12 protein-coding genes are annotated in these 13,760 nt (G+C 38.3%); 4 read left to right on the forward strand and 8 right to left on the reverse strand.

The window, feature by feature from the left end; genetic code table 11:
* Positions 1–76 precede the first annotated feature (76 nt).
* Positions 77–1,033 (forward strand): Gfo/Idh/MocA family protein, encoded by a 957-nt coding sequence (locus MKX69_RS07340; RefSeq protein ID WP_002339381.1) that lies wholly within the window; start codon positions 77–79, stop codon positions 1,031–1,033.
* 427 nt (positions 1,034–1,460) lie between these two features.
* Here MKX69_RS07340 and MKX69_RS07345 read toward each other — a convergent pair whose 3' ends face one another.
* Positions 1,461–2,417, reverse strand: a complete 957-nt coding sequence (locus MKX69_RS07345; RefSeq protein ID WP_002295453.1) for an aromatic acid exporter family protein — start codon at positions 2,415–2,417, stop codon at positions 1,461–1,463.
* Positions 2,418–2,521: 104 nt separating this feature from the next.
* Here MKX69_RS07345 and MKX69_RS07350 point away from each other — a divergent pair, with 104 nt between their 5' ends.
* Positions 2,522–3,124 (forward strand): FUSC family protein, encoded by a 603-nt coding sequence (locus MKX69_RS07350; protein WP_002339383.1) that lies wholly within the window; start codon positions 2,522–2,524, stop codon positions 3,122–3,124.
* 87 nt (positions 3,125–3,211) lie between these two features.
* Here MKX69_RS07350 and MKX69_RS07355 read toward each other — a convergent pair whose 3' ends face one another.
* The gene (locus MKX69_RS07355; protein ID WP_002297122.1) at positions 3,212–4,711 is read right to left on the reverse strand and encodes a flotillin family protein; all 1,500 of its coding nucleotides are present in this window, start codon (positions 4,709–4,711) and stop codon (positions 3,212–3,214) included.
* Positions 4,712–4,726: 15 nt separating this feature from the next.
* On the reverse strand, positions 4,727–5,251 hold the full coding sequence (locus MKX69_RS07360; protein ID WP_002295447.1) for an NfeD family protein: 525 nt from the start codon (positions 5,249–5,251) through the stop codon (positions 4,727–4,729).
* 174 nt (positions 5,252–5,425) lie between these two features.
* Between MKX69_RS07360 and MKX69_RS07365 the strand changes: the two genes are divergently transcribed.
* Both MKX69_RS07365 and MKX69_RS07370 read left to right on the forward strand, forming a co-directional pair.
* Entirely contained in the window at positions 5,426–7,075 is a 1,650-nt protein-coding gene (locus MKX69_RS07365) for an ATP-binding protein (protein WP_139902671.1), read from the forward strand.
* Positions 7,044–7,760 carry a response regulator gene (locus tag MKX69_RS07370; RefSeq protein ID WP_002321172.1) on the forward strand — a complete coding sequence of 239 codons (717 nt, stop codon included), beginning with the start codon at positions 7,044–7,046 and terminating at the stop codon, positions 7,758–7,760. The genes MKX69_RS07365 and MKX69_RS07370 overlap by 32 nt, the downstream gene beginning before the upstream one ends.
* Positions 7,761–7,861: 101 nt before the next feature.
* On the opposite strand, the gene MKX69_RS07375 is transcribed toward MKX69_RS07370, so the two are convergent.
* From MKX69_RS07375 to MKX69_RS07395, 5 genes are all read right to left on the reverse strand, one after another.
* A complete protein-coding gene (locus MKX69_RS07375; protein WP_002339386.1) occupies positions 7,862–8,881 on the reverse strand; it encodes a 2-hydroxyacid dehydrogenase in 1,020 nt (339 codons plus the stop codon).
* Positions 8,882–8,899: 18 nt separating this feature from the next.
* Positions 8,900–9,901 (reverse strand): AEC family transporter, encoded by a 1,002-nt coding sequence (locus tag MKX69_RS07380; protein WP_341010528.1) that lies wholly within the window; start codon positions 9,899–9,901, stop codon positions 8,900–8,902.
* Positions 9,902–10,180: 279 nt separating this feature from the next.
* Positions 10,181–11,329, reverse strand: a complete 1,149-nt coding sequence (gene nagA, locus MKX69_RS07385; RefSeq protein WP_341009572.1) for an N-acetylglucosamine-6-phosphate deacetylase — start codon at positions 11,327–11,329, stop codon at positions 10,181–10,183.
* 75 nt (positions 11,330–11,404) lie between these two features.
* Positions 11,405–12,241: a helix-turn-helix domain-containing protein gene (locus tag MKX69_RS07390; RefSeq protein ID WP_002339389.1), complete on the reverse strand. Its 837-nt coding sequence runs from the start codon at positions 12,239–12,241 to the stop codon at positions 11,405–11,407.
* Between the two features lie 183 nt (positions 12,242–12,424).
* Positions 12,425–13,642, reverse strand: a complete 1,218-nt coding sequence (locus MKX69_RS07395; protein WP_002303757.1) for a pyridoxal phosphate-dependent aminotransferase — start codon at positions 13,640–13,642, stop codon at positions 12,425–12,427.
* Between the last annotated feature and the right edge of the window lie 118 nt (positions 13,643–13,760).

The raw sequence follows: 13,760 nt of genomic DNA on the forward strand, positions 1-13,760 counted from the left end.
CCTTTATTCTTCGTGATTTTTGTTATAATAATAGACAGACAAGAAACTCAATCCAACTATGAAGGAGCGTTTTCAGATGAAAAAATATCAATGGGGAATCGTTGGTCTTGGTACCATCGCACATGAGTTTGCCGAAAGCTTCAATCAAGAGACGAGCGAACTAACAGCAGTTGCTTCCAGAACTTCAGAAAAAGCGGAAAACTTCGCTCACCGTTACAATATTCCAAAAGCTTACGGAAGCTATCAAGAAATGTTAGACGATGCTGAAATCGACATCGTGTACATTGCTGTACCAAATAGACAGCATATCGACCATATCTTGGCAGCATTGGAAGCAGGCAAACACGTTCTATGTGAAAAAGCCATCACGATGAATAAAAAAGAACTGGCTGACGCTATGCGCTTAGCAGAAGAAAAGAATTTGATCTTAGCAGAAGCGATGACAATCTTCAACATGCCACTTTATCAGCAGTTACGCTCAATAATGGATACAGGAAAACTGGGGGCTTTAAAAATGATCCAAGCACCTTTCGGCAGTTACAAAGAACCAGACCCTAAAAACCGGTTCTTCAATCCAGAATTAGCTGGAGGAGCTCTGTTGGATATCGGTACGTATGCTGTATCTTTCGCTCGTTTCTTTTTGAGCTCTCAACCTGAAGTAGTTGCCTCTACAATGGTTCCTTTTGAAACAGGCATGGACGAACAATCCGTCACTATCTTGCGTAACAAAGAAAATGAACTTGCTGCTGTCAGCTTGACTTTTCAGGCAAAAATGCCAAAAGTCGGTATCGTTGCCTTTGAGAACGGTTATGTGACGATTGCTGATTACCCGCGTGCTGATCGTGCGGAGATCTTATTTACAGATGGTACAAAGGAATTCATCGAAAGCGGGAATACATCTGAAGCAATGAATTACGAAATAAAGAATATGGTACACATGATTGAAGGTGACTTGCCCAATCGCTCTCTCTTCTTGACAAAAGATGTCATCGAAATCTTGGATCAAATGCAAGTTCTATGGAAAAATATGTAATTTTAAAAGGTTGTGAAAAAGCTGTTCTGCATCAAGTAATAAGAACAGCCAAACAAAAATAGCTCCTCCTATTTTTCGTTTGGCTGGACTTATTACCACAGAGGCAAGCTTTTGAACACCGTTTAAGAAAGAGGTTGTGAGCCTGCCGTTCAGCTCCGAGTCACAAGGAGCAATTTCAAAAAACAGCTTCTCATGTTTGTTGAATATTGTGACTTGTGACCGAGGAGTTGACAGGAGAACACCGTTTAAGGAAGAGGTCGTGAGCCTGCCGTTCAGCTCCGAGTCACAAGGAGCAATTTCAAAAAACAGCTTCTCATGTTTGTTGAATATTGTGACTTGTGACCGAGGAGTTGGCAGGAGAACACCGTTTAAAGAAGAGGTTGTGAAATCAGCTTTTTGACCTGAATATTAGCTGAATTCACAACCTCTATTTTTGGATTTTTTGTTGGGAGAATTCTGCCTTGATTTCAATAAAACTTTTAAAAGACTGCAAAAACTGGAACAATTCTGCTCGATCCTCGAATTCAGGGCGACTAGTCGGCAGAGGCATTTGCCGATACAATACATAAACTTCTTCAATACGTGCTAAAATTTGTCTGCCATCATTTGACTCTGAAAATGTTTCTGCAGTATAAATCAATAAACCATAGATATGTTTTCCATAATAAGCTGGTTGCTGGATTCTCTCTAGATTTTCCAGCATGTCTTTAATCACATTGGCCTGTGCTCTTCTCATAGAGAAGTAAGTTTCGTAGTATAGCGGCTGTCTGAGCCAGTAGTTTTCTTGATGTTCTCTGGCATCTTCTTGGCTCTCGCGAATGAATGTCAGTAAATGTTCGCATTTGATCTGCACATCTTCTTTATTTTCTGATAAAAGAAATTCTGCCATTTGTCTCAAAATATTTCGAAATTCTTTTTCGATCTGTATTTGGTTTTCCTTCAGCTGCTTCGTACGATCTGGCATGTAAACATTTGCAAGCAAAGCAAATACTAATCCAATCGCCATTAATCCCGCTTCATTGCCGATCAGCTGCCAAGACATGTTTTCCTCCACTAAATAATGAGTGACCAAAACCGAATTTACTACTATCCCTTCGGTTAATTTGAAGCGAGAGGCAAGCGGGATGAACAGGAATAAAAAAAGACTGAAGCCAAAAATAGTATACCCAACAGCAAAAAAACTGAACAGTGCTGTTGCCGTAGCTAATATAAAGGCTGCGATTCGATTCATGCCCGTACGCAATGTAGAGCGCTTGGTATTTCCTACACTTAATAATGCAATGATCCCTGCAGCTGGCCAATACAACAGCGATAAGCTACCCGCTGTGACCATCGAAAAGAAGACACTGATCACTGTTTTGACTGTTCGCATTCCTATACGCATTTACTTCCCCCTTTTTTTATTTTAATTATACTTGAATAATGAAAAACTAGCTATCAGACAAAAGTTTAGGTATGATAGTAAAAAGACCAAAAAGGAGAATCTCTATGCAATTTGGCCGTTTTCGACTAGGTATGCGTACGATCAAAAGTGCCTTAGCTGTTTTTTTATGTATCTTGTTTTTTCATTTGACTCAACGAGGAATCCCGATGATTGCTGCATTATCTGCTGTTTTTTCTTTGCGTCAGGACTTGACTACAACCGTTTCTTTTGGAAAGTCTAGGATCATCGGCAATACATTAGGTGGTACATTAGCTATCATTTATTTTTTTGTCAAAAGCTATTTTCACAATGATTTTTTGGTAGAATTGATCTTTCTTCCTATTCTAGTTATTATTGTGATCGTCGTGTCAGATGGTATTAACAATAATTCCGGTATCATTTCCGCAATCGCTACGTTGTTGCTGATTGCGTTGAGCATCCCTCAAGGCGAATCCGCTTTGTATGCTATCCAACGTGTACTAGATACTTTTATAGGGACATTCATTGCAATCGGTATCAATTTCTTTCTTCGTCCTCCTGAAACAGAAAAGAAGGAAGAACTATCAGAAGATTTGGTCGAACTCCAAAAGAAAGAACGATTGCTAAGAACAAATTTACAAGAGATAGAAGCTAAGATCCAAAAACAAAAGAAAAATAGCGAGGACTAATTTTCTTTTGCAATAAAATAAAAAAATGGAGAGAAGAACTTTAAAAAGTCTTCCTCCATTTTTGATTGAACGGTGAAGTATACTACTTTATTCTTCCTTCATCGAGTTTTGTTCTGCCTCTTTTGGCGCTTCATACATATTTACTTGGCTAGTAGTCCCACGTGTCGACAAATTCTCTACGATTTCCTTCAAGTCAAGTCCTGTTGTCGCTTTTAGTGTTTCTTGAGTAGAAGAAAGCAAATTTGTGGCATAATTTGTCACTCGGTTCGCTCCACTGGTTTCTCCTGAACTGCTTCCTGTATCGACAACAGAGATTTTTTCGATATTTCCTAGTGGCTGTGCTGCTTCGCGCATCAATTGCGGTAGCATATCGATAACCATACTCAAGACAGCTGCTTCGCCATATTCCTTGAAGGCATTGGCGATCTTTTGTTTTGCTTCGGCTTCGGCTTTTCCTTTTGCTAGTGCTGCTTCGGCTTCTGCTTGTCCAGCTAAACGTGTCTTATTGGCTTCCGCTTCTGCCAGTGCTTCCACACGGAATCGTTCTGCTTCGGCTTCAGTCACTTCTTTGACTTTTTGAGCTTGTGCTTCTTGTTCTTTGGCGTACCGATCGGCATCTGCTTTTTTCTTCACTTCCGAATCGTATTGCTTTTCTCGACGTGTAATTTCTTTTTCTTCCAATTCGATTTGTTTTTGACGTTCTACGATTTTGATCTGCATTTCCTGTTCGATTACTTGTTGTTGTGCTCGGGCACTTTCTAAATTGTAGGCTTGGTCTGCTTTTGCTTTAGCAACATCTTGTTCTTGTTTGTAGGTTGCTAATTTCAGTTCTTTTTCTTTTAATGATTCTGCGATCTCTGTTTGTCGTTGTAATTCAGCTGCTTGTGATTCTTTTTCCGCTTGAGCTTTTTTGATACGCGTTTCTTTTAGAGCTTCCGCTTCTGCTATATCTGCATCTCTTTTGACTTGGGCGATTCTTGGTTTCCCTAAAGAGTCAAGATAACCGTTTTTGTCTCTGACCTCTTTGATAGTGAAAGAAACGATGATCAACCCCATTTTTGCAAGGTCTACAGAAGCGACTTCTTGTACACTTTGACTGAACTTATCGCGATTTTGATAGATTTCTTCTACAGTCATAGAACCAAGAATCGAGCGCAAGTGTCCTTCTAATACTTCTCTTGCTTCATTTTCCAGTTCTTCTCTTGTCTTGCCTAAAAACTGTTCTGCTGCTGTAGCAATCTCTTCTACAGATGAACCGATTTTGATGATCGAAGTACCATCACACATCACCGGTACGCCTTGTTCCGTATACACTTCAGGGGTGGAGACGTCCAATTTACTCGATAATAGACTGATCCGATTCGAACGTTGAAAAACCGGCAAGACGAATGCGCCACCTCCACGCACAATTTTGATTTTGTTATTGCTTTCATCAATGTGCACATTTTTGCTTCCTAAATAACTTCCACTGATGATCAACGCTTCATCCGGTTTTGCTGTCTGGTACTTCGCTACAAAGACGATCAGCAACATCAGTAAAATCAAAGCTGCAATTGCGATCGCGATAAAAACAACTGGTATTTCCATTTAACACACGCTCCTTTAAGCTTTTATCATGCTTTCATAAGGCATGACATAACAGATTCTTTCCTTGATCTCAATGATCAATACTTTCGTTCCCCGCTCAGCTGTCTGTTCTTGGGGGCTGTAAAAACAAGCTGGACGACTAATGGAACCGGTAACACTTTTCAACTGAATTTCTCCCATACCTCGTACAGGGATCGGTGTGATCACAACAGCTACTTGTCCTTCCAGAGTTTTTTCAGAAGACGACATCGTTGATTCGGCATGTTTCATCGGCATCAATATATAGAAATTAAGCAAAAATACCAACACTATCGATATGCCTCCACTAGCAATAAATAAAAATAAAGATGATTGATCTGTTAAACGCTCACCTAGAAAACCAAATAAGCTTGTGAAAGTTAACCAAGGGATAATAAGCATCGGATCAAGCGGGCCATCAAAATCGAATACATCTCCAAAAATAATCAATAGGACTGCCAATCCTGCACAAATCAGCAATGTATACCAATAAATCGTCTCAAGTGCGATTCCCCCTATCATATACACGCCTCCTTCCATTTCTACGTCTATCATACCAATGTTTGAAAATTCTGTATAGCTTCTTTTACCGACTCAGTGGTGTTTTTTATAGGAAGGTTGTGTTTATCGTTGACAATTTGTTAAATTTTTATTTTCATGTTAAAATTTTCACAATAAATTCTTTCGAGGTAGCCTATGTTTCCTTTTTTTAAGAAAAAACCATTAAAGCTCCAGAACACGATCATCCTTGTCGTTTGTTTCTCCACATTCGTTTCTTTGATTGTTTCTGCCATATTGATCAGGAATTTTATTCTTTCGATGAACCGATCTAGTGTGTCAGATAAAATCTCTAGCATTGCTAAAATCGTTGCCAATGATAAACTCATCCAAAAAAAGCTGCAGACTGGTGACCCGACACATGCGATTCAAGGAATAACAAATGAAATCATGATTGCATCGAATTTAGATTTTATCGTTGTCATGGACCCTGAAGGCATTCGATATTCTCACGCAGACCCAAGTTACATCGGTCTTCCTTTCTCAAGTCATGAAGATGTGAAAAAAGTGATTGGAGGACAAGAATTTTTCTCTGAAAAAGAAGGAATGTTAGGGTTCGGCTTCCGCTATTTCGTCCCTATTTATTATGATCAAGAGATTATTGGTGCAATTTGTGTTGGCTTAACAAACAACACGATTGACAATCAAGTCAAAGATGGACAAAAAATGATTGTTTTTTCATTGATTATCGGACTTAGCGTAGGCATCATAGGCGCCGTTTTTCTTGCCCAAAAAATGAAAAAAGTACTGCTTGGACTTGAACCACAAGAAATAGCAGAACAGTTAAGTGAAAAAACGATTATCGAAAATGAAGTAGATGAAGGAATCTTAGCCATCTCTTCTGATAAAACTATCCTCTTGATCAATACACCTGCAAAAAACATTTTCTACCAAACAGAGCAGCTATTGGATTTCGAAGTAGGAAAAAAAATCAGTGATAATCTATATGACGTTTTGTTTAAAGAGACGATTGAGCATCAAACGACCGTTCGGACTCAATCCATGTATTTAAATGGGATAGAAACTATTTCTAGCGTTACACCTCTTTTTAGCAATGACCGTTTTTTAGGAGCAGTCGCAACTTTACGAAATCGATCAGAAGTAATGAAATTAATGGAGGAGCTTGGGGGGACGAAACAATATATAAACTCCATGAGAGCTCAAACCCATGAATTCATGAATAAACTTCATGTCATTTCTGGTTTGATTGATTTGAAGAAGTATGAAGAAGTCACCCATTTTATCCAGCAGCTAAATCAAAATTATAAAAAAGAGATTGGCCAAGTCTCAAGTCTGATCAAAGTACCTGCAATTGCCGGTTTTTTATTAGGCAAAATAAACGAAGCCAAAGAACAATCTGTTGAAATGCTGTTAGAAAGCGATTCTTTTATCCCTAAAATGGAGATGGATGACTCCATCCATTCACTTTTGCAAGTGTTAGGGAACTTACTTGATAATGCAAAAGAAGCCGTGCTACAAAAACATGAAAGAAACGGACAGGTCCGGATTCATTTAAACTATGACACAGAAGCTGAAGTATTCATCGTGACCGTCTGCGATGACGGTGTCGGGATATCAGAAGAAATCTCAGAAAAAATATTTACGCTAGGTTTTTCGACGAAGGGAATCAATCGTGGATTTGGGTTGAATCTCATCCATTCAATCGTCAAACGCCACGGTGGATTTTTAGAATTTTCCAAACAAACAAATGGCGGTACAATCGTCTATCTAGAATTACCAAAAAAGGAAGATCAAAATGATGACAAATGTCCTGATAATCGAAGATGATCCAATGGTTGCAGAATTGAATCGTACTTTTGTGGAAAGTATCCCTAATATGAACGTAATCGAAAGTTTCAGAAATGTAGAAGAAGGAAAAAAATATTTCAGACAAAAAAACGCAGATCTGCTGCTGCTTGATGTATACATGCCTGGCGAAAGTGGTATCCATTTTTTATCTTGGCTTAGACAGCAAGGAAATGATATCCCAGTGATTTTGATCACTGCTGCAGATGATATCGAAACCATAAAGAATGTGATCCGCTACGGTGCCTTAGATTATTTGATCAAACCGTTCACTTTGCAACGTTTTCAGCTGGCGATCGAAAAGTATCTTGCTTTCTCTCAGACAATCCAAACGACTGAAAAAGCCGATCAGAAATTGATCGATCAAGTATTCAACCACACCACTCCCATTCACGAAATACCATCATTCATCGATTTGCCTAAAGGTCTGTCAAAACTGACTTTAAAAAAAATAAGTGCATTTATTCTAAAAGAAGATACTATTTTTTCAACAAAAGAACTGGCTCAAAAAAGCTCACTGTCACGTATATCCGTCAAGAAATATTTGAATTTCTTAGTAGAACAAGATATATTGAACGAAAGAATCAAATATTTGGAAATCGGCCGGCCGCTAACCTGTTATGAATTGACAAAGAATGGGCGGAAAAAGCTCACAGATTACTGTTGAGTCATCGAATTATCCCATACAAAATAGTCCAAGTATACAGAAGTAACAACTGTTTACTTGGACTATTTTTAAACATTTTATTGACGAATATCCATGTTTTCTTATCTTAATTGACGGGCTTTAGGAAGAGATACCTCATTTTTCGTTTTTCCAGTTTCTATTATTTCACGAAAGTTCTCGAAACTTGTCGAAATCATATTTGATAATGCCTCATCTGTATTTGAACCTACATGCGGGGTTACAAGAACTCTAGGGTACATTTCTACTAATTGCTGGATAGCAGGGTCTGGAATCGTCTCCCATGGCTTGAAGGATCGGAAAAAAACCTCTGTTTCATTTGCAAAAACATCGGTTGCAAAACCAGCTAAATGATTGCTTTTCAAAGCTCTTAAAATAGCTTCATTATCTTGAAGCTCTCCACGGGCTGTATTAATCAAGATGCTGCCTTTTTTCATTTGAGCTAAAAATCCTTCATTGATCATTTGATCGTTTTCACCTGGGATATGAGGTACATGAATACTGACAATATCGCTTTTGGCTAATAACTCTTCAAGCGAGTGGAACGTCAATACTTTTTTAGCAGCTTCTGTCTGATGAATATCGTAGCCGATCACTTTGGCTCCTAGTCCCTTAAACAAGACAGCTTCCGTCAACCCTATCCTGCCTGTTCCTATGATCCCTACTGTGCAATTTCTGATTTCACGACTAAACATTTGCTCATCCACTCGAAAATCTTTGAAAGATGTTCGGATCGTCGTATACGCAGTATTTCTCAAAAGCATCATGGCAAAAGTCAAAGATAACTCTGCTATCGCATTTGGCGAATACGATGGTACACGGGCTACTGTCATACCAAAATCAGCTGCCGCTTGTAGATCGATATGATTGACTCCCACAGTCCGTGTAAAAACATAACGAATCCCATATTCCTGCATTTTTGCAAGATTGGTCTCATCTGCTATACAATTTCCCCTCAACAATACAGCATCATGTTCCTTTGCTGACACGATATTGTCATGTGTCAACAGTTCTTCATAAAGACTGAGATCATAATGGTAAATATTCAATTTTTCAAAAAAATCTATCTCGTTCGGACGAACACCGTAACATGCGATTCTCATACTTTCTTCCTCCATTTCTTATGAAAATAAACCTATGCCATGAATCATTTGTAATACAACGATCCATACAGGTGTCAGTACCACAGCAAAAATAGTTGACAGTAAGGATGCATTGGAGGCTAAAAGTGCCTCCCTATCAAAACTGATAGCATAGGCTGCTGCCACTGTTGCAGCTGGTGTAGCCATCATAATAACGATTGTTGCCAGTGCTTCAAAATTGACTGGTAGAATATTCGTTGCCGTCAAAACTGCTAGAATCACGATATTCAATGCAGGTACAAATACCACTTTGACTAGACTGTAATACCATGAAGTTTTTTCAGATGCAGCTTTTTTGAAGCTTACTTCACCTAATGTTGCGCCGATTGCTAGCCACGCCAATGGTGAACTTAAACCAGCTAAATAATCCATCGGCTGAAATAGCCACGGTGCAGTCTGGTCAATTCGCAAAAACGCTACTTGGCTTATCTCTCCTTCTGCACCTGTAACTGACACTTGTGGCAGATACCCTTGGAACAGCCAAATGAAAAGGCCGGCAAAAGTAGCGATAATGATTGGATTGACGAACATCGCTTTGATATTTTTAGCTTCCATCTTCAAGCCACTCATTTTTATGTATCCATAAGAATACAAAAAGATTCGGTAGCCAATATTGAAAATTGAGGAATACATCACGCCGACAGGACCATAAATCGCACTGACGATAGGCGTTCCGAAAAAGGTCGTAGAACCAAAGATCGTCAGGACACGCAACGTTGTTTGCTTATCCCCTTTATAGCTTAATAAAAAAGGTTTTGAAACTAGAATAAGAATAATATAAATAACTAATCCCCAAATCAAGACATTGATTCCTTGCATCAGTAATTCTGTATTGATATCTTGCATGAAAGCTCGAAATGCCAGTGCTGGCAAAGCCACTGTTAAGACGACTTTCGATAGAATTTTTCCAACAGATTCAGAAAAAATCTCCTTTTTTCTACAAACAAACCCTAATAATATAATAAAAACTGTTGAAGTGATTGCACTGACAATCGACATATCTGTCAAAGTCGATCGAAAAATGTCAAATAAGTTCATCTTTCTCCCTCTAATTATGTTCATTTATTCACAATAAAAAAACGCTTTTTTTTGCTAATACGTATTAACATTTTTAATTTTATCTTTACATTGTTACTTATTGAACAATAGGAAATTAAAGAAACTTTTGAAACTTATGTAAAGTGATTTTTACTAGAACGCAAAAAAAAAACCTTAAAACTAAACTTAAGAAGTTTAGTTTTAAGGTTAACTTAAATTATATTATGCGTGGAAACGTTCCACGCCATCTAGATAAGTTGCTTCCAATGTCATATCAGGGTTCAATACGATAAAGTCTGCATCGCGTCCTTGAGCGATTTTTCCACATGTATCATCGATTTTACAGCTGATTGCTGGAATCAGACTAGCCATCATGACTGCTTGTTCTGGTGTTGCTAATCCCCAGTCTACAACATTTTTAATTGCTTCTTTCAATTTCAATATACTTCCAGCTAAGTTGCCAGATTCTAGACGTGCTGTTCCTTCTTTTACTACTACTGGAAATTCGCCTAAATTGTAATATCCATCAGGCATCCCACCGGCCATCATACAGTCTGTAATTAATGCGACATGATCATGTCCTGCTTTTTCCATTAGGATTCCCGCAGCATTTGGATGTACATGATGGCCATCACAAATCAATTCAGAAAAGACATGTTCTAAAGATAATAACGCACCCACCATACCTGGTTCGCGATGATTCAATCCACGCATACCATTGAAAGCATGGACAAATACACTTGCGCCTGCTTCAACAGCTTTTTGCGCTTCTTCTAGTGTAGCATTACTGTGTCCTAGAGAAACAACTACTCCTTCTTCAGTCACTTGTTTGACAAACTCTTCCACACCTTGACGTTCTGGTGCTAAAGCAATCTTTTTGATCAAACCGCCTGAAGCTTCTTGCCATTCATGGAAAGTATCCAAATCAGGATCACCAAAGTAACTTGGGTTTTGTGCGCCTTTGTGTTCTTCCGTGAAGAAAGGACCTTCAAAATAGATTCCTTTGATTTTAGCTCCTGGTGCTTCCTGATACATTTTGCCGATTGTCTCAGCTACATCTTTTAAACGTTCTTTGCTTGACGTCAATGTTGTTGGTAAAAATGAAGTCACTCCACAAGATAATAGACCTTCAGACATCACTTCGATACCTTCTGCATCGTTGTCCATTACATCATGATTCATATAGCCGTGAATATGTGTATCTACCAAACCAGGAGCAATCCATTTGCCACTTTGGTCAATAATGTTGACTTCTCCCTCAGGTAGTTCTTTCGTGTATTCACCAAAAAGTCCATCGGTAATTTCAAGATAGCCTGCATGTTTGACACCTGACGCTAAAAAGAATTTGTCAGCATAGATAAAAGTTCTCATTCTATTCTCTCCCTTTGTTTTTCTACCTCTAAAGTACTCTTATTTAGAGAAGAAGTCAAGAATGGTCTACACCATTTATAGATTTTTTGAAATTTGTTTCACAGCTTGTGCCAATCCTTCATAAAATGCTGCTCTTTCTGGTTCTTCTTTACGCTTGTATATCAAGCTCTTAAGCACAAATAAATCATTGAGATAATAGTAACTATTTTTCTCTTGAGCCCAATAGATTCCTTGGTTCACTTGCTCTAGTGCTTCGTCAATTTCATTTTGATGGAATAAGAAATTTCCATAATTATAAAAAATTTGCGAAAATTCACTTTTTAATCGTTCATCAGCTGATTGATGCAGCAGTTGGATGCTTCGACTCAAATAGTAGCGGGCTTCAGCAGTTTTTCCTGCCACACCATATATTTTTCCGATACAACTAATCAGTTGTATTTCTGTGTCAGAAACATGGATTCTTTCTTTTTGGCTAGAGTAGCTTAATGCTTCTTTTAAATAATAAAGAGACTGAGAAATATTTTGACGCAACGTGAATTCACAAACACCGAGATAATAATAATAGCGTTGAAAGTCAGTTGCTTGATACAGATTCTCAGAAATATCAGAAGATTTTAGTACTTGTTCTAACTTGCGATAATCACGTTTTTGGAAACAACTATCCAACAGTTCAAATAATTTATCGTTTGTCCGAGTAGTTTTTCGAGAGAGATTCATCACATGATCAATCGTTACCCCTAGCCGTTGACAAATCTGCATCATCACCAATACATTCGGCAGTTCCTCATTATTTTCGATCCGACTTAATACACTTTGTGAACAAATATCTTGCGAAAGCATTTTTTGCGTCATTTTTTGTTCTTTTCGAATCTCTTTAATGATCGTTCCAAAGGACTCGATTAACGTTTCCATAAGTATCCTCCCCAAAATATGCGTATTCGCATTCTATTCGTATTTTACTTTAGGAAGTCGCAAACTTCAAGAAAAGACTTGCAACTAAATAATATACTTTAGTTATTTAAGAAAACTCCACTAGAAAGAGAGCCTCAGTGTGTTTGTCTGTGGCCCTCCTACTGAAAAATTTGGTTTTTAAAATCATTTTTGGCGATAGGTTGCTAGGAATTCTCTCATTTTCTTAGCTGTTTGTTTCAAATCATCCATTTTAGGAAGATAAACGATTCGAAAATGATCTGGCTGGTTCCAATTAAATCCACCACCATGTACAAGTAGAATATGATGTTCATGTAAAAAGTCCAAAACGAATTTTTCATCATCCAAAATATTGAATCGCTTTGTATCAATTTTTGGGAATATATAAAAAGCAGCTTTTGGTTTTACGGCTGAAAGACCAGGAATATCATTGATTGCATTATAGATATATTCTCTTTGTTCATAGATCCTTCCGCCTGGCAGGAGCAGCTCATCGACACTTTGATAACCGCCTAGCGCGGTTTGGATAATTTGCTGAGACAATACATTGGAACACAAACGCATGGAGGACAACATATTCAGCCCTTCTATATAGCCTTTGACGTGTGACTTATCTCCACTTAGGACCATCCAGCCTACTCGAAATCCTGCTACACGATGAGATTTGGATAGACCGTTCAGCGTAACAACGAACAAATCAGGCGCTAATGTAGCAATCGGAATATGTTCTAGACCATCCATCACTAAGCGATCATAGATTTCGTCGGAATAAATAATCAGGTTATTTTGTCGAGCTACTTCAACGATTTCTTCTAATAATTCTTTTGGATAAAGTGCCCCAGTAGGATTATTAGGATTAATGATAACAATAGCTTTTGTCCGACTCGTTATTTTTGATTTGATATCATCAATATCAGGATACCATTCTGCCTCTTCATCGCAAATATAATGAACAGGTGTGCCTCCAGCTAATGCAATAGAAGCCGTCCACAACGGATAGTCCGGCATTGGAACCAGTACTTCATCTCCATTGTCCAGCAACCCCTGCATACACATCGTGATCAATTCGCTCACTCCGTTGCCGGTGTAGATATCATTGATCGTCACATTCGGAAAATGTTTCAGTTGGCAATATTGCTCAATTGCTTTTCTAGCAGAAAAGATCCCCTTGGAATCTGAGTAGCCTTCTGAGTCACGGGCATTCATGATCAAATCACGAATGACTTCGTTTGGTGCTTCAAATCCAAAAGGTGCGGGATTTCCCGTGTTCAATTTTAAAATACTAATGCCCTCTTCTTGCATCCGCTCCGCTTCTTCTAGAACGGGACCGCGAACATCGTAACTGACACCTTCTAATTTGTTGGATTTTTCAAATTCTCTCATCACTTAGCTAATCCCTCATTTCAAAAAGTTAGAACTTTCCAAATTTTTTGTTATTTACTATTTCAATATCATACTCCATCCTAGAAAATTTTGCCACTTATTTAGGAAAAACGTAAGT

Origin of the sequence: Enterococcus sp. FSL R5-0957, from assembly GCF_038008005.1 — a bacterium.
Classification (GTDB): Bacteria; Bacillota; Bacilli; order Lactobacillales; family Enterococcaceae; genus Enterococcus_B; species Enterococcus_B faecium.

Bases quoted from the DNA above. Each gene is read 5' to 3' on its own strand.
- MKX69_RS07340 (WP_002339381.1), top strand. From the start codon at position 77: ATGAAAAAATATCAATGGGGAATCGTTGGTCTTGGTACCATCGCACAT.
- MKX69_RS07345 (WP_002295453.1), bottom strand. From the start codon at position 2,417: ATGCGTATAGGAATGCGAACAGTCAAAACAGTGATCAGTGTCTTCTTT.
- MKX69_RS07350 (WP_002339383.1), top strand. From the start codon at position 2,522: ATGCAATTTGGCCGTTTTCGACTAGGTATGCGTACGATCAAAAGTGCC.
- MKX69_RS07355 (WP_002297122.1), bottom strand. From the start codon at position 4,711: ATGGAAATACCAGTTGTTTTTATCGCGATCGCAATTGCAGCTTTGATT.
- MKX69_RS07360 (WP_002295447.1), bottom strand. From the start codon at position 5,251: ATGATAGGGGGAATCGCACTTGAGACGATTTATTGGTATACATTGCTG.
- MKX69_RS07365 (WP_139902671.1), top strand. From the start codon at position 5,426: ATGTTTCCTTTTTTTAAGAAAAAACCATTAAAGCTCCAGAACACGATC.
- MKX69_RS07370 (WP_002321172.1), top strand. From the start codon at position 7,044: ATGATGACAAATGTCCTGATAATCGAAGATGATCCAATGGTTGCAGAA.
- MKX69_RS07375 (WP_002339386.1), bottom strand. From the start codon at position 8,881: ATGAGAATCGCATGTTACGGTGTTCGTCCGAACGAGATAGATTTTTTT.
- nagA (WP_341009572.1), bottom strand. From the start codon at position 11,329: ATGAGAACTTTTATCTATGCTGACAAATTCTTTTTAGCGTCAGGTGTC.
- MKX69_RS07390 (WP_002339389.1), bottom strand. From the start codon at position 12,241: ATGGAAACGTTAATCGAGTCCTTTGGAACGATCATTAAAGAGATTCGA.
- MKX69_RS07395 (WP_002303757.1), bottom strand. From the start codon at position 13,642: ATGAGAGAATTTGAAAAATCCAACAAATTAGAAGGTGTCAGTTACGAT.